We start from the raw sequence: 20,666 nt of genomic DNA on the forward strand, positions 1-20,666 counted from the left end.
CGCCAAAGCGCCCTCCCGGGGGAGGGTCGGGCGCGGCCCGGGCTGACGCCCGCGCCAACAGCTGGACAGGGGATTACGCTTTCCGCAGCAGGTAGGTATCCATGATCCAGCCATGCCGCGCCCGCGCTTCGGCCCGCGTTACTTCGACCCGCGGCCCGGTCTCGGCCAGCGGACCCGCCTCCAGCACCTGCTCGGGCATCCCGAGGAAGCCACCCCACCAGATCGTCACCCCCTCGGGGTCGAGGTGGCGAAAGGAACACTCCCCATCCAGCATGACCACCACCGTCCCGGCCCCCTCGGGCCAGCCGTGATCGCGCAAGCGGCGCCCAGTGGTCACGACAACCGCCCCGTTCACCGTGTTGAAGGGGATGGCATGGGCGGCGGTGAGTGCCTGCAAGGCGGTGATCCCGGGGACCACCCGTACACGCGGCTTCGGCTGCAATCGTGCAGCGATGCGCAGGGTGCTGTCGTACAACCCCGGATCGCCCCAGACCAGCAGCGCCACCGGTCCCTCGGGCGCGCCCTCCAGCGCCGCCGCCCAGCGCAGGGCGATCTCGTCATGCCAGCGCTCGACCCGCTCGGCATAGGGCAGCGTCTCGTCGCGCACCGGCATCTCGAAGGGCACCACTCGCGCGGCAGACCCCGAGGCGCGCAGGATCTCCAGCCGCAATTCGGCCAGGTCCTCCTTGGCCGCGCCCTTGCGCGGGATCAGCACCACGGCGGCCTCCCGCAGCGCGCGCTGCCCCTCCAGGGTGACGTGCCCGGGGTTGCCGGTGCCGATCCCCACCAGCCAGAGGTCAGTCATAACCGACCCCAAGCTCGGCCATCGGACCGTAGAGGATCAGCGCCGGCTTGCTGCCGATCTCGCCCGCCAGACGCGCCGAAAGCCCGGTTACGGTGTCACGAGACAGCGACTGTTCTGCCGTACAGACCGCTTCGGCCAGGATCGCCGGGGTGTCGGCGGGCAGGCCATGGGCGATCAGCGCCTCGGCCAGCAGGGGAAAGGTCCGCTTGCCCATGAAGACCACGGTCATCGCCCCCGGATCGGCAAGCGCGCGCAGGTCGAGGTCCGGCGGCAGTTCGCCGCTGGCATCGTGGCCGGTGACGAACTGCACCCGCCGCGCGGTCAACCGCCGGGTCAGGGGGATGCCGCAGGCCGCCGCCGCCGCCACGGCCGAGGGCACGCCGGGGATGATCTCGTAGGGGATGCTGGCCTCGCGCAGCGCCACCAGTTCCTCCTCCAGCCGGCCGAACAGCCCGCCGTCGCCGGATTTCAGCCGCACGATCCGCCCGCCCTCACGCGCGTAGTCCACCAGCAGGTGGCTGACATGGTGCTGCTTGGGCGAGGGCCGCCCGGCGCGCTTGCCCACGCCGATCAGGTCCGCGCCGGGGCGCGCATGGGTCAGGATCGGCCCCGAGGACAGATCGTCGAACAGCACCGCATCGGCGCGCTTCAGCCGGTCCACCGCCTTGAGCGTCAGCAACTCCGGGTCGCCCGGGCCGCTGCCGACAAAACTGACGAAACCGCTCATGCGCCTGCCTCCGCCGAGATCAGGTGAAAGAATGTGCCGGTGACATGGCCCCGGCAGGACCCAGTCTCCGGCACCGGCCCGCCATCCGCGTCGGCCACGTGCGCCAGCGGCGCGTCGGGCTGGTCGAGGATGGTCGAGTAATGGAACTCGTGCCCACGCAGCGCCGTGCCGGGCGCGTATCCGGGCATCGGCGCGTCCAGCACCGCGCGGCGGTAGCCGAGGTGGAACTTGCGCTTCTCGTAGGAGGTGACGAGCCCCAGCAGCCCCGCCATGCGGTGCGACACGCCCTCCTTGTCCACCAGCGCCGCGCCCAGCGCCATGTAGCCGCCGCATTCGCCATGCACCGGGCGGGTCTGCGCAAAAGCCCGCAAGCCCTCGCGGAACCGCTCTGCCGCCGCCAGCCGGCCCGCGTGCAACTCCGGGTAGCCGCCGGGCAGCCAGGCGAGGTCGGCGCTGTTGTCCGGCGCCTCGTCCGCCAACGGGGAGAACGGCAGGATCTCGGCCCCCGCCGCGCGCCAACCCTCCAGCAAGTGCGGATAGGTGAACGAAAACGCCGCGTCGCGCGCCAGGGCGATGCGCTGCGCGGGCGGCCGTGGCAGGGGATGCGGCGCGATCACCCGCGCCCCCTGTGCCGCCGCGCGGATCGCCCCCAGGTCCACGTTTTCGCGCAGGAAGGCCGCGTAACCGGCAATGGCCGCCTCGAGATCGGGGTGTTCGACCGCCTGGATCAGGCCCAGGTGCCGCTCGGGCAGCGCCAGGTCGCCGCGCCGGGGCAGCACGCCCAGCACCGTGATCCCCGCCCGTTCCATCCCCAGCCGCGTCAGCCGTTCGTGCCGGGGCGAGGCGCAGCGGTTCAGGATCACCCCGGCAAAGGGCAGCTCGGGCATGTAGGCCTTGAACCCCAGCGCGGTGGCCGCCGCCGACTGCGCCTGCCCGCCCACGTCGATCACCAGCACCACCGGCCAGCCCATGCGCAGCGCCGTTTCCGCCGATGCGCCAAAGCCCGCCTGCCCCCGCGTCGCCACGCCGTCATAGAGGCCCATGGAGCCTTCGCCGATGCAGATGTCGGCCCCCGCCGCCTGCCCCGCGATGGCGCCCAATAGCGTCTCGTCCATCGCCCAGCTGTCCAGGTTGAAGGACGCCCGCCCGCTCGCCGCCAGGTGAAAGGCCGGGTCGATGTAGTCCGGGCCGGACTTGAAGGGTTGCACTGTCAGCCCGTCCTCGCGCAGCGCCCGCAGCAGACCCAGCATCACCGTGGTCTTGCCCGTGCCGGAGGCCGGGGCAGAAACCATCAGCCCGGGAGGAAGATCAATCATCGCCATGTCGCCACTCCGCCCAGGGGCTGTCGGAAGTCTGCGGCCGGTAGCGCCGGTCATAGTCCGCCGCATACAGCCGGCTTTCCTCGAAATCGCCCTCGCCCAGCGCGGGGCCGACGAGGATCAGCGCGGTGCGCTGGATGTCGTCGGTCACGGCAGCGGTCAGATCGCCTAGCGTACAGCGGATGACGGCCTGGTCCGGCCAGCTGGCGCGGTAGACCACCGCCACCGGACAGCCGGGGCCATAGTGCGGCAGCAGCTCCGCCTGCACCTTGCCCAACTGGCCGATCGACAGGTGCAGCGCCAGCGTCGCGCCGGTGGCGGCAAAGTTCGACAGGCTCTCGCGGTCGGGCATGGCCGAGGCACGCCCCTGCGTCCGCGTCAGGACCACCGATTGCGCCAGTTTCGGCACCGTCAGTTCCACCCCCAGCGCCGCCGCCGCCGCCGCAAAGGACGGCACGCCCGGCGTCACGGTATAGGGGATGCCCAGCGCCCGCAGCCGGCGCAGCTGTTCGCCCATGGCCGACCAGACCGACAGGTCGCCGGAATGCAGCCGCGCCACGTCCTGCCCCGCCGCGTGCGTCGCGGCCATTTCGGCGACGATGGCATCCAGGTCCAGCGGCGCGGTGTTGACGATGCGCGCACCTTCGGGGCAATGCGCGAGGATGGCCTCGGGCACCAGAGACCCGGCGTAGAGACAGACCGGACAGGCGGCGATCAGGTCGCGCCCGCGCAGGGTCAGAAGGTCCGGCGCGCCGGGACCCGCGCCAATGAAATGAACGGTCATGGGCCTTCTCCTTCGGCCAATGCACAGGTGGCCATGCGGTCATCCGAGATGACGCGCGGTGCGATCAGGCGCGCGCCCTTGCCTGCCGCTGCCAGGGCAGAAGCCTCCGCCACGCTGCCGGTATTGCGGGCCACCGCGCTGGCCTCGGACTGCGTTTGCGTGACCTGCACCGCCAATGCTAATTTGTCGATACAGACCACCGGCAGTCCCAAGCCCTCGGAAAACGCCCGAAAGGCAGGGGTTTGCGCCTTGTCCGCCGCCGTTGCAAGTGCCTGCACCGCATGGCCCTGCCGCGCCTTTGACAGCGCGTCGACCAGGCTGGCCACCTCTACGGCACCTCGGAACCCGAACCCCGCCACGATCACAGCGTCACGCTCCATTGCACCACCGGATAGCTTGCTTTCCAGGCCCGGCGCGGGCCCAGCGGCGCGGCCTCACTCAGCTCGATCCGCAGCAGCGCGCCGCCACGCGCCGCCTGCGCCTGGATCAGCAGCGCCTCGGACGCCAGCGTGACAGCATTGGCGACCAGGCGCGTGCCCGGCGGAAGCGATGCAAAGAGATGATCCAGCAGCGCGGCGCTCAGCCCCCCACCGACAAAGACCGCCTGCGGCAGGGGCAATCCAGCCAGCGCGTCGGGGGCCTTGCCTTCGACCACCTGCAAGCGGTCCACCCCCAGCGCCGCGGCATTGGTGCGGATCAGCGCGATGCGGTCGGCGCGCGGTTCGATGGTCACCGCCTCGGTCGTCGGATGCGACAACAGCCATTCGATGCCGACGCTGCCGGAACCCCCGCCAATGTCCCACAGCCGCTCCCCCGGACGTGGTGCCAGTGCCGAAAGGGTCAGCGCACGCACCGGGCGTTTCGTCATCACCCCGTCACTGGCAAAGACCCCATCGTCCAGGCCAGCCGTACAGGGGAGTACGGCCCCCTCGCCCGCCACCTCGATGGCGACGCAGACCGGATGGCCAAAGCCGCCTGTCACCGCGTCGGCGCGGGTGGCGGTGATGCGCTCACGCGGGCCGCCCAGCGCCTCCATCACCGTCAGCGCGGAGGCGCCAAAGCCGAGGCCAGTCAGGCAAGCCCCCAGGTCGGCCACCGCCTCGCCGTCGCGCAGCGTCACGATCAGCCGCGCGCCGGGCGCAAGGTGGGGCCGCAGCCGCGACAGCGGCGCGGCGTGATGACCCAGGCACAACACCCGCTCCAGCGGCCAGCCCATATGCGCGACGGCCAGAGAGAACACCGAAACCCCCGGCAAGGCCCGCCAGGCGTCCCGCGGGTAGCGCCGGGCAATCACGCTGCCCGCGCCGAACCAGAAGGGATCGCCGGAGGCCAGAACCACGACCCGCCGCCCGGCAAAGCCGTCCAGCAGCGCCAGCCCCTCGGCAAAGGGCACCGGCCACGCCACGCGCTGCCCCGGCAGGTCGGGCAACAGCGCCAGGTGCCGGGGCGGGCCCATGACGATCTCGGCCGCCTTCAGCGCCGCACGGCTTGCATCTGACAGCCCCGCGTGACCATCTTCGCCCAGACCGACGATCGTCAGCCAGGGAGCGCTACCGCCCATGACCCCGAACCTCCTGATCCTGGGCGGCACCACCGAAGCCACCGCGCTGGCGCAACGCGCCGCCGAGGCCGGTCTGCACGGCACCGTGTCCTTTGCCGGGCGGGTCGAGCGGCCGCGCCGCCAACCCCTGCCGCAGCGCATCGGCGGCTTTGGCGGGGTGGCGGGGCTGGTCGACTACCTGCGCGCCCACAAGATCACGCACCTGGTGGACGCCACGCATCCCTTTGCCGCGCAGATGAGCCGTAATGCCGTGTACGCCGCGCAGGAGGCCGGCATCCCGATGGTCGCCCTGACCCGTCCCGCCTGGACGGCACAGCCCGGCGACCGCTGGACTCACGTCCCCGACATCGCCGGCGCCGTGCGGGCGCTGAACCGTCCCGCCACCCGCGTCCTGCTGGCCGTTGGCCGGATGCACCTGGCCGAGTTCGCGCCGAACCCGCAGCATTTCTACCTGTTGCGCCTGGTCGATCCGCCGCAGGAACCGCCGCCCTTTGACGAATACCACGTCATCGTGGACCGCGGCCCGTTCACGGCCGAAGCCGACCGCGCGCTGATGCAGGCGCATGACATCCGCCTCGTGGTGTCCAAGAACGCCGGCGGCTCCGGCGCCTCGGCCAAGCTGGCGGCGGCGCGCGCCCTGGACCTGCCCGTCCTGATGATCGACCGGCCCGCCCTGCCCGCGCGGCACGAGCTGGCCACGCCGCAAGAAGTGCTGGACTGGATCGCTCATGCCGGGACCGACCTCGGGGTATAGACCCAAGGCGCGCCCTCGCGCGGGATCACCCGGGTGAGCGAGGAGCCGACAAGGACAACCGTGCGCATGTCGGCCATCTCGGGCGTCGCCTCGGACAGCGGCACGACGCGCAGCGCCTCTTCGGCGGTCGACACGGCGCGGGCAAAGATCATGACGCGCTCTGGCTCGCACACCGCGCGCAACACGTCGAGCGCGCGGCCAAACCCCTCGGGGCGCGAGGCGGAGCGCGGGTTGTAGAAGGCCATGGCGAAATCCGCCTCGGCCGCGAGGCGCAGGCGTTTCTCGATCAGCTCCCAGGGCTTGAGATTGTCGCTGAGGTTGATCGCGCAGAAATCATGGCCCAGCGGCGCACCGGCCCGGGCGGCGGCCGCCAGCATCGCGGTGATGCCAGGCAGCACGCGGATGTCCAGCGCGCGCCAGGCCACGGGCCCCGCCTCGACCGCTTCGAACACCGCCGAGGCCATGGCAAAGACCCCCGGATCACCGGAGGAGACGACGACAACGCGCCGTCCTTCGCCCGCCATCTCCAGCGCGTGGCGCGCGCGGTCCAGCTCTACCCGGTTGTCGCTTTCATGCAGGGTCAGACCGGGGCGCGGCGCGATGCGGCGGACATAAGGAATGTAGCCGACGATATCGGTCGCCTCAGACAGCGCGGCCGTCACCTCGGGCGTGACCAGGGCGCTGTCGCCCGGCCCCAGCCCGGCAATGACGACCCAGCCGCTCATGGCCGCCGCCCCTGCCCGTGCACGACCACGATGGAGAAATAGGGCGACACCCGGTCATCCGCCTGTGCCAGCGGCAGCACCGCCTGCCGGTCCATGCTGGCGTACTCCACCAGCCAGGCGCGGTCCAGCTTGCCCGCCGCTGCCAGTGCCGCGCGCACCTTGGGGACATTGCGGCCCAGCTTCATCACCACCAGCGCATCCGCCTCGCGCATGTGGCGGGTCAGCTCGGCCTCGGGCAGCGTGCCCATCAGCACGGTCAGCACGTCGTCGCCCCAGGTCACCGGCTCTGACGTCGCGGTCCAGGCCGCCGACATGCCGGTGATCGCGGGCACCACCTGCACCGGCACGTCATGCCGTAACCGCGTGTACAGGTGCATGAAGGAACCGTAGAAGAACGGGTCGCCCTCGCACAGCACCACCACGTCCTCACCGGCGGCGCAGAGCGCGCGGATGTGGGCGCAGCAGTCCTCGTAGAACTCCGACAGGATCGAGTTGTAACGTGGATCGCTGAGTGGAATCTCCGTCGTGACCGGGTATTCCATCGCGAATTCGGTCGCATCCTTACGCAGCATCCCGTTGACGATGCTGCGCGCCTGCCCGGCCCGCCCGGCCTTGCGGAAAAACGCGATGTGCCGGCCACCGCGCACCAGCCGGTCGGCACGGACGCTCATCAAGTCGGGGTCGCCCGGGCCAAGGCCGACGCCGTAGACGGTGCCTTGCAGGGTCATTCGGCGCGGCTCGCGATGGCGTTGATGGCGGCGACGGTGATGGCGGAGCCGCCCAGCCGTCCGCGCACGATCAGCGCGGGCACCGGCAGCGCCTGCCACAGCGCGTCCTTGGATTCCGCCGCGCCGACAAAGCCCACCGGACAGCCGATGATCGCCGCCGGCCGCGGGCAGTCGGGGTCTTCGAGCATTTCGAGCAGGTGGAACAGCGCGGTCGGCGCGTTGCCGATGGCCACCAGAGCGCCGGCCAGGCGCGGTCGCCACAGCTCCAGCGCAGCGGCCGACCGGGTGGTGCCGAGGCGTTGAGCCAGCGCCGGAACCTCCGGATCGCGCAGCGTGCAGATCACGTCGTTGCCGGCGGGCAGGCGTTTGCGCGTCACCCCTTCGGACACCATGAAGGCATCGCAGAAGATCGGCGCGCCCGCCTCCAGCGCGGCCCGCGCGGCGGCGACCATCCCCGGAGAGACGGAGACATCGCGCTCCAGCCCGACCAGCCCGGCGGCATGGATCATGCGGACGACGACCTGTTCCTCGTCCGCGGCGAAACGGTCAAGGTCGGCCTCGGCCCGGATGGTGGCAAAGCTTTCCTTGTAGATCGCCGCGCCGTCTTTTTCATAGGTGTAGGGCATGTGTCAGGGTCTGAAACTGTCGTTGAGGTCCATGGGCGGCAGGCCGCGGCGCAGGGGGTCATCCCACGGGGTCCCGCCGGTGACAAGGTCGAATGCACCCGCCCGCCCGACAAGCGTGAGGTCGGCCGCGCGCGGAAAGGCGCAGCCCTTGGCGCAGCCCGAGACATGCCAGCGCGCGGCCTCGGGCACCTGCGGCGCGAGACGGCGCGCCACGTCGCGCGTCGTGACGCTGGCCTGCGGACAGCCCGGCGCGCCGGTGCAGGCCTCGATCCGCAGGATCGGGTCGGCGGGGTCGAGGATCAGGTCGGGGTGGGCCGGGATATCTGGGACGTCCGGCACGAAGAGCATCCGGAAGGGCGTGACACGCAGGGTCCGGTCCTGCGCCGCGAGGTGACGCAGCGCATCGGCGGTGAACTGGCCAAAGGCGGCGGCGACACAGAGCCCGCTTACGGTCGGCCCCGGCTGCGGGTCCGGCGCGGCGGGTGCGGGCGGCCCATCGCCACGCAGCGCCTGCGGCAGCGCGGCGCCAGAGGCCAGGTGTCGCGCCATGCGCCCGCGCCCATCCGCGCCGACGCCGCCGCTGTCGAGGAACCAGCGGCAGAGGCCCAAGGCCGCGTCCGTCGCCGTATCGGGTGTTACGGCAAGCCCAGCGGCACAGCCATCGGCGCGCAGGATCAGGCCGGTCGCGCCCGCCTCGATCCGGATGTCGCCGCTGATCCCGGCCAGCCGTCGCAGGCACGGCCCCGGGTCGATGACAAATCCGAACTTGCCCGGCAATCGCGCGAAAACCTCTGATGCCAGCGCGTCGAACAGCGCCCGCGCCCAGCCCTCCGCCATGTGACCCTCCGGCAGGAACGGGTCGAGCACGAGGTTGCGCCGCGCCTCGGTCTCGGCGCTGCCCGGCAGCAGGCCCAGAGCGTCCAGCCCGGCGATCACCTTGGGGAAGTTGTCCTCCGAAACCCCGCGCAGTTGCAGGTTGGCGCGCGCCGTGACCTCGATCCCGCCGCTGCCGTACCGCTCTGCCAGGTCGGCCAGTCCCAAAGCCTGCGCCGCGCTGATCCGCCCCAGCATGGGCCGCACGCGCACCACCAGCCCGTCGCCCGACATCATCGGCCGCCAGGCGCCGGGGCACCAGCCCCTGACCTCGGGCGCGCTCATTGCGCCGCCTCCAGCGCCGCGCGGATCGAGTTGCGCCGCGTCTGCCAAAGGCCCGCGTCATGCAGCGCGGCAAAGCGGGCGCGCATCGCCTCCAGCGCCTCGGGGTTGGCCTTCTCCAGGAACGCGGTCACGCCCGGATCGCCCAGCGTGGCGTCGTAGTAGAGGTCGAACAGGTGCCCCGGCACCACGTCGGCCAGCTGCGCAAAGGCTGCAAGGTTTTCCAAGGTCGCGGCAATCTCGGCCCCGCCACGAAAGCCGTGCCTCCGCATCCCGGCCAGCCACACGGGGTTGATCGCGCGGGCCTGCACGACGCGGGCGATCTCCTCTGTCAGAGCCCGGGCGCGCGGGCGCAAAGGATCCGTGTTGTCAAGGTGATAGAGCGCGGCCTTGCCCCCGGTCACCGCTTGGGCTGCCGCAAATCCGGCCTCGTGCGCGGCGTAATCCTCGGCCAGCAGCAGGTCGGTTTCCGGAAGATCCTGAAGGTGGACGAAACTGTCCGCCGCGCGCACCCGCGCCGCCAGCCCCTCGGGGTCCTGCTGCCCTTCCCCTTCGTCATAGGCCCACGACGACGCCGCGAGCCAGGCCGCGCCCGCCGCCTGCCGCGCCTCGTCGGAATAGTCGCCGATCTGCGCCCCGATCCCCAGGCCAAAGCTGCCCGGCGCAGGGCCGTAGACGCGCGCGCTCGCCTGCCCGACGTAGGGGTTCCAGTCTGGCGCCTCGTCCCGCGCGGCCAAGGCCTTGACCGCCTGCCCGAAGAGTTGCGGCAGGGTCGGGAACACGTCGCGGAACAGGCCCGATACGCGCAGGGTGACGTCAATGCGCGGGCGGTCGAGTTCGGCGATGGGCAGCACCTCGATGCCGCTCACCCGCTCCGAGCCCTTGTCCCAGACCGGGCGGACGCCCAACAGGTGCAGCGCCATGGCGAATTCCTCGCCCGCCGTGCGCATGGTGGCCGAACCCCAGAGATCGACCACCACACCGCGCGGCCAGTCGCCCTCGTCCTGCAAGTGCCGGCGCACCAGTTCCGCCGCCAGCTTGACCCCCTGCGCATGGGCGCTGCGGCTGGGCACGGCGCGCGGATCGGTGGTGTAGAGGTTGCGGCCGGTGGGCAGCACGTCGTTGCGGCCCCGGTACGGCGAGCCGGAGGGACCAGAGTCGATCCGCCGCCCTTCCAGCGCGTCGAGCAGCGCGCGCCGTTCGGACGCGATGGAGGGCGCGGTGTCGAAGGCGTCGGTCGCTCCCGGCGCGCCACGGCCCCAGACGTGCAACCCGTCGCCAAACTGGCTTTCCTTGACGTCGCAGACGAAACGGTCGATCCGGGTGATCGCGTCGGCGGTGGAGGCCCCCGGTTTGATCCCCAGATCCCCTTCGACTCCAACCGCTTGCGCCTCTCCCCTGATGTCCTGCATGAGGCGGTCACGGCGGCGCGGATCCAGCCCGTCGGCGTTGGAAAACTCGTCCAGCAGCGATTCCAGACGCATCAGCCGCTCGGGCGCACCGGCCACGCGCAGCGGCGGCGGGACATGGCCCAGGGTGACCGCGCCGATGCGCCGCTTGGCCTGCGCGGCCTCACCCGGATCGTTGACGATGAAGGGGTAGATCACCGGCAGGCTGCCGGTCAGCGCCTCGGGCCAGCAGGTCTCGGACAGGGCGACCGATTTGCCCGGCAGCCACTCCAGCGTGCCATGCGCGCCGACGTGGACCAGCGCGTCGGCCTGCCGGTGCAGCCAGAGGTAGAATGCAACATAGGCGTGGCGCGGCACGCGGGCCAGGTCATGATACTCGGTATCGCGCAGTTTGGGCGAGCCGCGTTCGGGTTGCAGCGCGACCAGGGCCTTGCCGCAGCGGAGCGCGCGGAACTGGAAGGCCCCCTCGATGATGTCCGGATCGTCCTCGGGCGGGCCCCATGCGACATCAAGATCGTCTCGCAAAACCTTGGGAATGCGCGACAAGGCATCTTTGTAGTCCGCGAGAGACCAGCTCAGACGCGCGTCCCGCAGCGCCATCCCCGACACCCCGCTCGCGACCGCGTAGCCCGCGCCCGCCAAATCCTGAAGGATCGCCTCGGCAGAGGCCAGCGCATCCAGACCCACCGCGTGGGCGAGGTTCCAGTCCCGCCCAGGGTAAGTCGACAGCACCAGCGCCACCCGACGCTCGGCCGCCGGCAGCGCGGACAGGTGGTGCCAGCGCGCCACCCGGTCGGCCACGGCCTCGATCCGCCCCGCGTGGGCGGCGTGAGAGTAGCGCGAGAATTGCAGGTCGACATCGCGCGCGCCCGGCTCCTTGAACGACACCACCCCGGCAAACAGCCGCCCGTCGACCTCGGGCAGGACGACGTGCATGGCCAGGTCGGCGGGTGACAGCCCCCGGTCAGCCTCGTCCCAGGCCTGCCGGGTCGATGTCGCCAGCGCGACCTGGAACACCGGCACGCCGCCCGCGTCCAGCGGCGACACACCGGTCTCGCCGCGCCCGGAAAACGAGGTGGCGCTGACGATGGCGACGGGCCGCAGATGCGCCACCTGCCGCGCCAACCAGGCCGCAGCCCCCGGCGCCTTGAGCGAAGGTGCAAACAGTCCCATGACCTCGAAGCCCCGTGTCCGCAAGGCCGCGCAGAGCGCCTCGACCGGCGCCAGGTCCGCCGCCACGAGATAGGAACGGTAAAACACCACGCAGACCAGAGGCCCGGGCTTCTTCTGGCCACAAATATCCTCGGGGGGGCGCGCCGCAGGCGCGTGGGGGGCAGACGGCCCCCCTCCCTGACCAGCCGCCAACGCGGCCGGTACCGGACAGCAAACCCCGTGCTCGGGCAGCCAGCCACCGACCTCGGGCAGCGCCTTGGCGCCGCGCACCGGCCCAGCGTAGAGCCCCGCGGCCAGCGCCAGCTGCGCCAGCGCCGCCTGCGCGGCCACCGCGCCGCCGGTGTCGCAGAGATGCGCAAGCCGCCGCAGGGTCGACAACGGCAGGGTCGACACCTCGTCGAGACGCGGATCGGCACGCCCGTCGGCGGGCAGGATCGCCAGGGCGATCCCCCGCGACCGCGCCAGCGCCGCGACCTGCTGGATGCCATAGGCCCAGTAGGGAATGCCGCCGATCAGCCGGATCAGGATGCCCCTGGCACCCTCCAGCGTCTGTTCCACATAGGTATCGACCGAAAGCGGGTGTTTCAGCGCCGCGAGGTTGGCCAGCCGCAGCGAAGGCATCCGGCCTTCGCGCCCGCCGCCGCGCTGCCAGCCCGCCGCAAAGGCACCCAGGTCGGAATCCGAGAAGGACAGCACCACCAGGTCCGCCGGGCTCTGCGCCAGGTCGGTGGGCGTCTCGGTCTCTTCGAGGCCGTGGCTTTCGCGAAAGATGACGTGCATGGCCGCTCCCGGCGTCGGTGGGGTGAAACCCCACCCTACACCTTTACTCCGCGGCCTGGGCCACGCCCGCCAGCACGGCGCGGATCGCCTCGGGGCGGATATCGTCGTGTTCGGCGATCACCACAAGCCGGCCCTGCCGTGCCTCGCCCGCCTGCCAGGGGCGGTCGTACTGGTGGCGCACCCGCGCGCCGACCGCCTGCACCAGCAGGCGCATCGGCTTGCCCGCGACGCTGGCGTAGCCCTTGACCCGCAGGATGTTCTGGCTTTTTGCCAGTTCCTCGATCCGCGCCACCAGGTCCGCCGGGGTGGCGACCTCGGGGATGTCGATCACGACCGAGTCGAAATCCTCGTGGTCATGGTCTTCCGCACCGTCGTGGTGCGAGGGGCGCGCGTCGATGTCGTTCTCGGCGGCCGCTTCCAGCCCCAGGATCACGCGCGGATCGACCACGCCTTCGGCCACCTCGATCACCGGCAACGGGCGCGGCGCCTCGGCGGCGATGATCGCGCGGGCCCTAGCCACACCCTCGGGACCGGCGAGGTCCGGCTTGGTCAGCAACACGATATCAGCGCAGGAGATCTGGTCCTCGAACACCTCCGAGAGCGGCGTCTCGTGGTCGATGCTGTCGTCGGCCAGGCGCTGCGCGTCCACCCGCGCCACATCGGGCGCAAAACGGCCCGCCGCCACCGCCTCGGCATCGGCCAGCGCGATCACGCCGTCGACGGTGATCCTCGAGCGGATATCCGGCCAGTCAAAGGCCTTGAGCAGCGGTTTCGGCAGGGCAAGGCCCGAGGTCTCGATCAGGATGTGCTCGGGGCGCGGGTCCAGCGCCATCAGCGCCTCGATCGTCGGGATGAAATCGTCGGCCACGGTGCAGCAGATGCAGCCGTTGGCCAGTTCGACGATGTTCTCGATCGGACACTCGGGGATCGCGCAGCCCTTGAGGATCTCGCCATCGACACCGACGTCGCCGAATTCGTTGACCACCACGGCCAGCCGCTTGCCGCCCGGGTTCTTCATCAGGTGCGAGATCAGCGTCGTCTTGCCCGAGCCGAGAAAGCCGGTGATGACGGTGACGGGAAGCTTGGCGAGATCGGTCATGGCGTGTCCTTTGGCGGTACAGGCGTCTCGGGCGGGATGCGCGCGATGCAGTTGCGTTTGAAGTGTTCGGGGCGGGCGCGCCAGGGTATCACCCCGTCCGCAGCCGCATGATAGAGGGCGGCAGCCTCGGCCAGCAGGTCCGGATGCGACGCCTCGTGGAGGTTTCCGTAGACATAGGTCCAGCGCTCCGGCCCGCCGCGCATGGCGACGGAACAGCCGTGGTCGCAGTTTTGCAGGCATTCGACGGCGCGCAGGGTCACGCCCTCGGGCATTCCGCGCCCGGCAAGCGCGTCGAACAGGCGCTGGCCAGGGCGTTCGCCCCCCTCGGGGATCTCCTCGCCGCGCCGGCACTTGACGCAGACCAGCAGTTCGGCCGGCGCGCTCATGGCGCGGTGTCCGGAAATTGGTGCGCAGGGCGCATGGGCATGTCCGACCTCCTCCGGGGCACCCCGCCCGGTTCACAGTTGCACGTCACGATGGCAGGTCTCCTGGCTTGCGGGTCACTGCGGGTTTGCGCCTTCCCGGCCGGGTGGCCAGTGGCAGGTTGCAAATCCGCTCGCCGCTTACAGTTGCGGGGGCAGCCGCGGGGTTGCACCGCGTTCCCTGTTGTCATCCCCGGGCGCTCCCGGGAAAACCATCGTTCCTGCGTGGTGCGCCAGCGCGCGGCCCATGTCAATGCATCACGCGGATTGACGGGGCCGGGATGCGATGCGATGCAACGGCACCGCAAGGGGGATGCCATGGACGAGATCACGACCCGCCACAACGAAAAGATGCGCCGCATCAAGGCCGCGCGCGACGAGATGATGAAGACCAAGACCGAGGAAAAAGGTCTGATCATGGTCCATACCGGCGCGGGCAAGGGCAAATCCTCGGCCGGGTTCGGCATGATCATGCGTTGCATCGCGCACGGGATGCCCTGCGCCGTGGTGCAGTTCATCAAGGGCAACTGGGAGACCGGGGAAAAGACCTTCCTGCGCGAGCGGTTCTCCGAGGAATGCCGATTTTTCGTTTCCGGAGAGGGGTTTACCTGGGAGACCCAGGACCGAGAGCGGGACGTGGCCGCGGCCCAGAACGGCTGGAAGATCGCGCAGGAACAGATCCTGGACCCCGAGATACAGTTTGTCCTGCTGGACGAGATCAACATCGCGCTGCGCTATGACTACCTCGACATCGACGAGGTGGTCGATTTCCTGCTGACGCAGAAGCCGCGCATGACCCATGTCTGCCTCACCGGGCGCAACGCCAAGCCCGAGCTGATCGAGGCCGCCGACCTGGTGACCGAGATGACGCTGCTAAAGCATCCCTTCCGCGACGGGGTGAAGGCACAGAAAGGCGTGGAGTTTTAACCCCTTGAGCCGCCTCGACCGCCTGCCGCCCGCCAGCCCCTGCATCGCCCGCTGCGTCATCGACGAGGCGGCGCAGATCTGCATTGGCTGCGCCCGCACGCTGGACGAAATCGCCGTCTGGGGCAGCGCTCCGGAGGCGTTCCGGGCGCAGGTCTGGGCGGCATTGCCGGCGCGCGCTTCGGCGCTGGGGCTGGCGGCGCGGCGGTTACCCTGGCGCGGCGAGACCCTGCTGGCGCAGACCGCGCGGCTGCTGGAGGATGGCGCAACGCTGACGGCTGGAGTCTGGGGCGCATCGACCGAATTCCGGCGCCTGCCGGGCGATGCCTGCACGACCGATATCCGCGACGATGTGCTGACACTGGTCTTGCCGCGCGGAGCGTTGCGCCTGCAGGCGACCAACTACCTGACCGCTTTCGAAATCGACCGACCCGATTTGCCTCCGCTGGTCGCGCTGGCGGTGCCGCAGGGCCGCGCCCCGCGTGACGCGCCACGTGCCCTGCGCCCGCTGGGGCCGGACCCGGAGCCGCTGCTGGTGCGGGACGCTCACGGGATGCGCTATGATCTCGGCCTTGGCCGGCGGGCGGCGCGGTTCATCGTGCGCTGCGATGCCCGGCTGGCGCCCCGGTTGCAGGCCGCCGTCGGACTGCCCTGGCCCGATCACCTCGTACACCTCGGCGCGCCGCTGGCCCAGGCCAGCCCCGTCCGCATCGTGGAAACCCCTTGCCTCAGGGTCGAGATCGACGCCAAGATCCCGCCACCGGACGGCAGCTCTCCTGCGGGGCCGCACACGCACCTGTTGCCGGACCACGTCGCGCAGGGCCTGGACCTGCCGCCCACCGTGCCGCTGCCCGCCGGCTACGTGGCCACGGCGCTGCTGACCCCGTGATGAGCGCCGACCTCGTCGTCTGGGATTTCGACGGCGTGCTGAACGCCGAACCGCCCGAGGGCCCCTTTGCCTGGGTCGATCGGCTGGACGAGGCGCTGGGCCTGTCGCCGCAGGCGTTCCGCGATTTCCTCAACCAGCCCCGGCAGGCCGCCCGCGTGCTGCGCGGCGAAGCGGTGCTGGAGGTCGAACTGGCGGCCTGGCTGGCGACCCAAGAAACAGAGGTCACCGCCGAGACCCTGCTGACCCAATGGCTGACCTGCGAGGACCGGCCTGACGCGCAAGTAATCGCCTGGTTGGAGCAAAGCCCGCAGCGCGCGGTGATCGGCACCAACAACCCCGCCCCGCGCGCCGATTACATCATGCAGATCATGGGCTTCGCATCCAGAGTTGAGACGATCTTTGCCTCCGGTCCGATGGGCGTGGCAAAACCCGATCCGGGGTTCTACGGCCAGATCGAACGTTGGTCGCAGTTGGTGCCGCGGCAGATCCTGCTGATCGACGACAACCGCGCCAATGTCGCCGCCGCCGCGCAGCGCGGCTGGCAGACCTTCCTGTTCGACGACCGTTCCCGCGCCGATCTGCCCGAACGGCTGGGGCTGGCATGAGCCGCGCGTTGATGTTGCAGGGCACCGGCTCCAACGTCGGGAAATCCATGCTGGTGGCGGGGCTGTGCCGCGCCGCGCGCCGCCGTGGCCTGTCGGTGGCTCCATTCAAGCCGCAGAACATGTCCAACAACGCCGCCGTCACATCGGACGGAGGCGAGATCGGCCGCGCGCAGGCATTGCAGGCGCTGGCCTGCGGGCTGGCGCCGCACACCGACATGAACCCCGTCCTGCTGAAGCCCGAGACGGACGTAGGTGCGCAGGTCATCGTGCAGGGCAAGCGGCTGACGACGGCGAAGGCCCGCGATTACGCGAAAATGAAGCCACAACTGCTTGACTCCGTTCTGCAAAGTTTCAATCGCCTGAAAGCGGCACATGACCTTGTCATCGTCGAAGGCGCGGGCAGCCCGGCCGAGGTGAACCTGCGCAAGGGCGACATTGCCAACATGGGCTTTGCCCAGGCGGCGCGGGTGCCGGTGATCCTGGCCGGGGACATCGACCGGGGCGGCGTCATCGCGCAGATCGTCGGCACGCAGGCGATCCTTGACCCGGCGGACGCCAACCTGATTTCCGGATTTCTCATCAACAAGTTCCGCGGCGATCCTCGTCTCTTCGACGATGGCTATGCGCTGATCGAGGCGCGCACCGGCTGGCGCGGTTATGGCGTCGCCCCCTGGTTCCCCGAGGCCTGGCGCCTGCCCGCCGAGGACGCGCTGGACCTGCGAACCGCGACCCGCGCCGAGGGGCTGCACGTGGTCTGCCTGTGCCTCTCGCGCATGGCGAATTTCGACGATCTGGACCCGTTGGCGCAGGAACCCGGCGTGCGCCTGACGATGCTGATGCGCGGCCAGCCGATCCCCGGCGATGCCGACCTCGTGATCCTGCCGGGCAGCAAATCGACGCGTGGCGACCTGGCCTTCCTGCGCGACCAGGGCTGGGACATCGACCTGCGCGCGCATCTGCGCCGCGGCGGCCATGTCCTGGGGATTTGCGGGGGATACCAGATGCTTGGCGACAACATCGACGACCCGCAAGGGATCGAGGGGCCGGCAGGCCGCGACCCCGGGCTGGGCCTGTTGCGCATCGACACCGTCATGACCTCCGACAAGTCCCTGACCGAGGTGCAGGCCCGCCATGCTGCCAGCGGTGCGACCTTTCAGGGCTACGAGATCCACATCGGCCGCAGCGACGGCCCGGACCGCACGCGCCCCTTTGCCTATGTTGGCGACTCGCCCGAAGGCGCGGTCAGTGCCGATGGTCGCGTCTGCGGCAGCTACCTGCACGGGATGTTCCGTGACGATGGTTTTCGTGCGGCCTTCCTGGCCGGTTTCGGCGTGTCCGGGGCGACCTCTTACGGCGCCACCGTCGAGTCGACGCTGGACGCCCTGGCCGACCACCTGGAACAGCACCTGGATGTGGACGGGTTGTTCGCAGCGGCCCGGTGACACATCAGGAACACCGCCTATAGCCTTGATTCAAGGCGCCATTACCGCTTCTAGGCGTTGCCAGTCCGGCTCGCGTCCCGGCAAACCCAGCCGCAGCCATCCCGCCGCATAGGGAAACCGCCGGACCCAGATGTTCGCCCGCGCCAGCCGCGCCTGCACTGCCTCGGCATCGCCCACCTCGTAGGTGCGGAACAACACCGTCCCGCCGACAAAGGACCAGCCCGCAGCCGTCGCCAGCGCGTCCAACCGCACCGCGTCGCGGGCCAGCTGCGCGGTGGTCGCCTCCTGCCAGGCGCGGTCCGTCAGCGCCGCGCCCCCGGCCACGACCGCGGGTCCACCCACGGCCCAGGGCCCGGCCAGCGCCCGCATCAGGTCGATCAGCCCAGGCGCACCAAGGGCGAACCCCAGCCGCAGGCCCGCCAGCCCGTAGAACTTGCCGAAGGACCGCAGCACCAGGATGTTGACCCCGTCCGGCAGCCGGTCGAGGTAGCGCACCAGCGAATACTCCGGCACCGGGTCGGCAAAGCTTTCGTCGACCACCAGCAGTCCCACGTCCCGCGCCAGCGCGATCAGCGCCTCGGGGGTCCAGAGCCGTCCGTCCGGGTTGTTCGGGTTCACCACCACCCCCAGCGCCGCCCCCCTCAATGCCGCGATGTCAGGCACTTGGCCGACCTCCCAGCCCTGTGCGGCCAGCGCCCCGGCGTGTTCGTTGTACGTCGGTCCGACGACGCGGGCGGCCCCAGCCGAGGCAAGGCGCGGCACCAGCTGGATCGCCGCCTGTGCCCCGGCCAGCGCCACGCAGGCCACGCCCTCGCCGGCGCCGTAGGCCGTGCGGGCGGCCTGCTCCAGCCTGGCGACCTCGGCGCGCGTCGGCAGCGCCGTCCAGGCGCGCGCGGGCAGGTCAGGCAGGGGATAGGGTCGCGCGTTGATGCCGGTGGACAGGTCCAGCCAGTCACCCGCACCGTAGAGAGCCATCGCCCGGTCCAGATCGCCGCCGTGATCGCGCATGTGACCCCCTAGAGTGCTGCAAGGGCCACGAGGACCGCGCCGCACAAGACCATGGCCCGGAGGTAGAGCGCAAGGCCACGGCTGATGCCGGAGGCATCCGGGTCCGGCGCCGTGGCATTGACCCAGGGTTCCTCGGCCAGCCGGTCGCTGTAGACGCGCGGGCCGGACAGACGCACACCCAGCGCGCCCGCCAGCGCCGCCTCGGGCCAGCCCGCATTGGGCGAGCGGTGATGGCGCGCATCCTGCGACATGACTCGAAGAGATGACGACAACCGACCAGAAACGATAGAGAAAACGAATCCCGTAAGGCGCGCAGGAACAAGGTTCACCCCATCGTCCAGCCGCGCCGCCACTTTGCCGAACCATTCGTAGCGCGCATTGCGATGGCCGATCATCGAATCCATCGTATTCACCGCCTTGTAGGCGACGATCCCGGGCAGACCACCCACGACACCCCAGAACAGCGGTGCGACGATCCCGTCCGAGGTGTTCTCGGCCAGGCTTTCCAGCGTGGCCCGCGCGATGCCCGCCTCGTCGAGGCGGCTGGGGTCGCGACCGACGATCATCGACAGGGCATGGCGCGCCTCGGCGAGATTGCCCACCTCCAAGGGATCGCGCACCGCGGCAACATGCGCGTGCATCGACCGCACGGCGATCAGCGGCCAGGCACAGAGGCCCAGGATCGCCGCGCCGATCCATCCTTCCGGCACCAGCCGCTGAAGCAGCAGCGCGGGCGCGATGGCCACCCCGATCACGATCACAACCGTCAGCGCCCCCGTCAGCAGGCGGCGACGCGGACTGCCCCGGTTCAGGCGCCCCTCCAGCGCCGAGATCAGCGCCCCGATCCAGACCACCGGATGCGACAGCCGCCGATAGAGCGCGGCGGGCCAGCCAAGCGCCACGTCCAGCGCAAACCCCACCGCCATGACCAGCGCAAATGTCATTCCGCGCCCCCGGTTGCGAACTGAAAGACGCCGGTCAGACCCGCAGCGGCCAGCACCGCCGCGGCCCCCGACGGCACCGTTCCGGGCGCAAAGATCAGCGCCCGCGCCGATCCGGTGTGCGCACGCGAATGTCCCAGCGCCCCCAAGCGCTCGGCCAGATCCGCCATCGGGTCATCCACGGGTCCGCGCAGGGCCGTGCAACGGGTGGCCGAGAGGCTCGCCAGCCGCGCTTTGCCGCGCAGATCGGCGCTGTCCCAGCTTGAAACAAGGTCCGTAACATCCGGGAACTGAATATCTTTCGGGTCGGTCCGCGACGGCCCGCCCCAGAACCCGCCAAGGATTTCGCAGCGCGGGACCGGACCAAGGTGGCGCAGCGTCTCTGCCTGCCTGGAGGCCCAGAGCAACCGGTCCGGCGCGGGCCACATCAGCGGATCGCTGGCGCCCTCGGCGGCGAGGCAGGCGCGGGCAACCTCAGCCCCGTCGATCCCGGCCAGCCGCGCCAGGCCGACCAGTGCGGCGGTGGACATGCCTGCGCCGCCTCCGGGCGCCAGATCCGGGCGGAAAGCATACTGTCCTTTCGCAGGCGCCCCGAGCGCCTCAAGGCACAGCCGCGCCTGGTCGACCGACACCGGCGGCGGCGTGCCCTCGATGCGCAGCGGACCGTCACCCAAGCGCTCTGCATGCACACCCCGCACCGCGCAGGCCAGGGTGACCAGCACCAGCGGACCGTCCGGCCCCAACCGCCCCTGCAACCATTCCCCGAAATGCCCGGCGACAAAGACCATCC

21 protein-coding genes and 1 riboswitch are annotated in these 20,666 nt (G+C 70.7%); of the genes, 5 read left to right on the top strand and 16 right to left on the bottom strand.

Going from position 1 to position 20,666, the window contains the following annotated elements; all coding sequences use genetic code 11:
* Positions 1-73: 73 nt before the first annotated feature.
* The 6 genes from cobF to cbiE are packed head-to-tail and all read right to left on the bottom strand — an operon-like array spanning position 74 to position 5,196.
* Positions 74-805 (bottom strand): precorrin-6A synthase (deacetylating), encoded by a 732-nt coding sequence (gene cobF, locus MAA8898_RS05385; RefSeq protein WP_094019941.1) that lies wholly within the window; start codon positions 803-805, stop codon positions 74-76.
* Positions 798-1,532, bottom strand: a complete 735-nt coding sequence (cobA, locus tag MAA8898_RS05390) for a uroporphyrinogen-III C-methyltransferase (RefSeq protein WP_094019942.1) — start codon at positions 1,530-1,532, stop codon at positions 798-800. The genes cobF and cobA overlap by 8 nt, the downstream gene beginning before the upstream one ends.
* On the bottom strand, positions 1,529-2,848 hold the full coding sequence (locus MAA8898_RS05395; RefSeq protein ID WP_094020020.1) for a cobyrinic acid a,c-diamide synthase CobB: 1,320 nt from the start codon (positions 2,846-2,848) through the stop codon (positions 1,529-1,531). Before MAA8898_RS05395 ends, cobA begins: the two co-directional genes overlap by 4 nt.
* Positions 2,841-3,635, bottom strand: coding sequence for a precorrin-4 C(11)-methyltransferase (gene cobM / locus MAA8898_RS05400; RefSeq protein WP_094019943.1), 795 nt, complete (start codon positions 3,633-3,635; stop codon positions 2,841-2,843). Before cobM ends, MAA8898_RS05395 begins: the two co-directional genes overlap by 8 nt.
* A complete protein-coding gene (locus MAA8898_RS05405; protein WP_306456380.1) occupies positions 3,632-4,015 on the bottom strand; it encodes a cobalamin biosynthesis protein in 384 nt (127 codons plus the stop codon). The genes cobM and MAA8898_RS05405 overlap by 4 nt, the downstream gene beginning before the upstream one ends.
* A complete protein-coding gene (gene cbiE, locus MAA8898_RS05410; RefSeq protein WP_094019944.1) occupies positions 3,997-5,196 on the bottom strand; it encodes a precorrin-6y C5,15-methyltransferase (decarboxylating) subunit CbiE in 1,200 nt (399 codons plus the stop codon). The genes MAA8898_RS05405 and cbiE overlap by 19 nt, the downstream gene beginning before the upstream one ends.
* Between cbiE and MAA8898_RS05415 the strand changes: the two genes are divergently transcribed.
* Entirely contained in the window at positions 5,195-5,950 is a 756-nt protein-coding gene (locus MAA8898_RS05415; RefSeq protein WP_094019945.1) for a cobalt-precorrin-6A reductase, read from the top strand. The genes cbiE and MAA8898_RS05415 overlap by 2 nt on opposite strands.
* On the opposite strand, the gene cobJ is transcribed toward MAA8898_RS05415, so the two are convergent.
* From cobJ to MAA8898_RS05450, 7 genes are read right to left on the bottom strand one after another with little or no spacing between them, the layout of a single operon-like run.
* Positions 5,923-6,675: a precorrin-3B C(17)-methyltransferase gene (gene cobJ, locus MAA8898_RS05420; protein WP_094019946.1), complete on the bottom strand. Its 753-nt coding sequence runs from the start codon at positions 6,673-6,675 to the stop codon at positions 5,923-5,925. The two genes, MAA8898_RS05415 and cobJ, sit on opposite strands and share 28 nt — an antisense overlap.
* A complete protein-coding gene (locus MAA8898_RS05425; protein ID WP_176445071.1) occupies positions 6,672-7,403 on the bottom strand; it encodes a precorrin-2 C(20)-methyltransferase in 732 nt (243 codons plus the stop codon). Before MAA8898_RS05425 ends, cobJ begins: the two co-directional genes overlap by 4 nt.
* A complete protein-coding gene (locus tag MAA8898_RS05430; RefSeq protein ID WP_094019947.1) occupies positions 7,400-8,029 on the bottom strand; it encodes a precorrin-8X methylmutase in 630 nt (209 codons plus the stop codon). Before MAA8898_RS05430 ends, MAA8898_RS05425 begins: the two co-directional genes overlap by 4 nt.
* 3 nt (positions 8,030-8,032) lie before the next feature.
* Positions 8,033-9,187: a precorrin-3B synthase gene (gene cobG / locus MAA8898_RS05435; RefSeq protein ID WP_094019948.1), complete on the bottom strand. Its 1,155-nt coding sequence runs from the start codon at positions 9,185-9,187 to the stop codon at positions 8,033-8,035.
* A complete protein-coding gene (gene cobN, locus MAA8898_RS05440) occupies positions 9,184-12,546 on the bottom strand; it encodes a cobaltochelatase subunit CobN (RefSeq protein ID WP_094019949.1) in 3,363 nt (1,120 codons plus the stop codon). Before cobN ends, cobG begins: the two co-directional genes overlap by 4 nt.
* A 43-nt stretch (positions 12,547-12,589) precedes the next feature.
* Positions 12,590-13,645 carry a cobalamin biosynthesis protein CobW gene (gene cobW / locus MAA8898_RS05445; RefSeq protein WP_094019950.1) on the bottom strand — a complete coding sequence of 352 codons (1,056 nt, stop codon included), beginning with the start codon at positions 13,643-13,645 and terminating at the stop codon, positions 12,590-12,592.
* Positions 13,642-14,031, bottom strand: a complete 390-nt coding sequence (locus tag MAA8898_RS05450; RefSeq protein ID WP_094019951.1) for a DUF1636 family protein — start codon at positions 14,029-14,031, stop codon at positions 13,642-13,644. The genes cobW and MAA8898_RS05450 overlap by 4 nt, the downstream gene beginning before the upstream one ends.
* Before the next feature lie 75 nt (positions 14,032-14,106).
* A riboswitch (cobalamin riboswitch) is annotated at positions 14,107-14,299 on the bottom strand.
* Between the two features lie 86 nt (positions 14,300-14,385).
* Here MAA8898_RS05450 and cobO point away from each other — a divergent pair.
* From cobO to MAA8898_RS05470, 4 genes are read left to right on the top strand one after another with little or no spacing between them, the layout of a single operon-like run.
* Positions 14,386-14,994 carry a cob(I)yrinic acid a,c-diamide adenosyltransferase gene (cobO, locus tag MAA8898_RS05455; protein WP_094019952.1) on the top strand — a complete coding sequence of 203 codons (609 nt, stop codon included), beginning with the start codon at positions 14,386-14,388 and terminating at the stop codon, positions 14,992-14,994.
* 4 nt (positions 14,995-14,998) lie between these two features.
* Positions 14,999-15,880, top strand: a complete 882-nt coding sequence (locus MAA8898_RS05460; protein ID WP_094019953.1) for a DUF1289 domain-containing protein — start codon at positions 14,999-15,001, stop codon at positions 15,878-15,880.
* On the top strand, positions 15,880-16,485 hold the full coding sequence (locus MAA8898_RS05465) for an HAD family hydrolase (RefSeq protein WP_094019954.1): 606 nt from the start codon (positions 15,880-15,882) through the stop codon (positions 16,483-16,485). The genes MAA8898_RS05460 and MAA8898_RS05465 overlap by 1 nt, the downstream gene beginning before the upstream one ends.
* Positions 16,482-17,927 (top strand): cobyric acid synthase, encoded by a 1,446-nt coding sequence (locus MAA8898_RS05470; protein ID WP_094019955.1) that lies wholly within the window; start codon positions 16,482-16,484, stop codon positions 17,925-17,927. The genes MAA8898_RS05465 and MAA8898_RS05470 overlap by 4 nt, the downstream gene beginning before the upstream one ends.
* Before the next feature lie 30 nt (positions 17,928-17,957).
* Here MAA8898_RS05470 and cobD read toward each other — a convergent pair whose 3' ends face one another.
* Genes cobD through MAA8898_RS05485 form a run of 3 tightly spaced genes read right to left on the bottom strand, consistent with a single transcriptional unit; the run spans position 17,958 to position 20,664 of the window.
* Positions 17,958-18,935 carry a threonine-phosphate decarboxylase CobD gene (gene cobD, locus MAA8898_RS05475; protein WP_094019956.1) on the bottom strand — a complete coding sequence of 326 codons (978 nt, stop codon included), beginning with the start codon at positions 18,933-18,935 and terminating at the stop codon, positions 17,958-17,960.
* 8 nt (positions 18,936-18,943) lie between these two features.
* Positions 18,944-19,879, bottom strand: a complete 936-nt coding sequence (gene cbiB / locus MAA8898_RS05480) for an adenosylcobinamide-phosphate synthase CbiB (protein WP_094019957.1) — start codon at positions 19,877-19,879, stop codon at positions 18,944-18,946.
* Positions 19,876-20,664: a hypothetical protein gene (locus MAA8898_RS05485; protein ID WP_094019958.1), complete on the bottom strand. Its 789-nt coding sequence runs from the start codon at positions 20,662-20,664 to the stop codon at positions 19,876-19,878. The genes cbiB and MAA8898_RS05485 overlap by 4 nt, the downstream gene beginning before the upstream one ends.
* Positions 20,665-20,666 lie beyond the last annotated feature (2 nt).

Source organism: Antarctobacter aquimaris, assembly GCF_900184945.1.
In the GTDB taxonomy this organism is placed as follows: Bacteria; Pseudomonadota; Alphaproteobacteria; order Rhodobacterales; family Rhodobacteraceae; genus Maliponia; species Maliponia aquimaris.

Excerpts from the sequence above, each read along its gene's own strand:
- cobF (WP_094019941.1), bottom strand. The coding sequence starts at position 805 with ATGACTGACCTCTGGCTGGTGGGGATCGGCACCGGCAACCCCGGGCAC.
- cobA (WP_094019942.1), bottom strand. The coding sequence starts at position 1,532 with ATGAGCGGTTTCGTCAGTTTTGTCGGCAGCGGCCCGGGCGACCCGGAG.
- MAA8898_RS05395 (WP_094020020.1), bottom strand. The coding sequence starts at position 2,848 with ATGATTGATCTTCCTCCCGGGCTGATGGTTTCTGCCCCGGCCTCCGGC.
- cobM (WP_094019943.1), bottom strand. The coding sequence starts at position 3,635 with ATGACCGTTCATTTCATTGGCGCGGGTCCCGGCGCGCCGGACCTTCTG.
- MAA8898_RS05405 (WP_306456380.1), bottom strand. The coding sequence starts at position 4,015 with ATGGAGCGTGACGCTGTGATCGTGGCGGGGTTCGGGTTCCGAGGTGCC.
- MAA8898_RS05415 (WP_094019945.1), top strand. The coding sequence starts at position 5,195 with ATGACCCCGAACCTCCTGATCCTGGGCGGCACCACCGAAGCCACCGCG.
- cbiE (WP_094019944.1), bottom strand. The coding sequence starts at position 5,196 with ATGGGCGGTAGCGCTCCCTGGCTGACGATCGTCGGTCTGGGCGAAGAT.
- cobJ (WP_094019946.1), bottom strand. The coding sequence starts at position 6,675 with ATGAGCGGCTGGGTCGTCATTGCCGGGCTGGGGCCGGGCGACAGCGCC.
- MAA8898_RS05425 (WP_176445071.1), bottom strand. The coding sequence starts at position 7,403 with ATGACCCTGCAAGGCACCGTCTACGGCGTCGGCCTTGGCCCGGGCGAC.
- MAA8898_RS05430 (WP_094019947.1), bottom strand. The coding sequence starts at position 8,029 with ATGCCCTACACCTATGAAAAAGACGGCGCGGCGATCTACAAGGAAAGC.
- cobG (WP_094019948.1), bottom strand. The coding sequence starts at position 9,187 with ATGAGCGCGCCCGAGGTCAGGGGCTGGTGCCCCGGCGCCTGGCGGCCG.
- cobN (WP_094019949.1), bottom strand. The coding sequence starts at position 12,546 with ATGCACGTCATCTTTCGCGAAAGCCACGGCCTCGAAGAGACCGAGACG.
- cobW (WP_094019950.1), bottom strand. The coding sequence starts at position 13,645 with ATGACCGATCTCGCCAAGCTTCCCGTCACCGTCATCACCGGCTTTCTC.
- MAA8898_RS05450 (WP_094019951.1), bottom strand. The coding sequence starts at position 14,031 with ATGAGCGCGCCGGCCGAACTGCTGGTCTGCGTCAAGTGCCGGCGCGGC.
- cobO (WP_094019952.1), top strand. The coding sequence starts at position 14,386 with ATGGACGAGATCACGACCCGCCACAACGAAAAGATGCGCCGCATCAAG.
- MAA8898_RS05465 (WP_094019954.1), top strand. The coding sequence starts at position 15,880 with ATGAGCGCCGACCTCGTCGTCTGGGATTTCGACGGCGTGCTGAACGCC.
- MAA8898_RS05470 (WP_094019955.1), top strand. The coding sequence starts at position 16,482 with ATGAGCCGCGCGTTGATGTTGCAGGGCACCGGCTCCAACGTCGGGAAA.
- cobD (WP_094019956.1), bottom strand. The coding sequence starts at position 18,935 with ATGCGCGATCACGGCGGCGATCTGGACCGGGCGATGGCTCTCTACGGT.
- cbiB (WP_094019957.1), bottom strand. The coding sequence starts at position 19,879 with ATGACATTTGCGCTGGTCATGGCGGTGGGGTTTGCGCTGGACGTGGCG.
- MAA8898_RS05485 (WP_094019958.1), bottom strand. The coding sequence starts at position 20,664 with ATGGTCTTTGTCGCCGGGCATTTCGGGGAATGGTTGCAGGGGCGGTTG.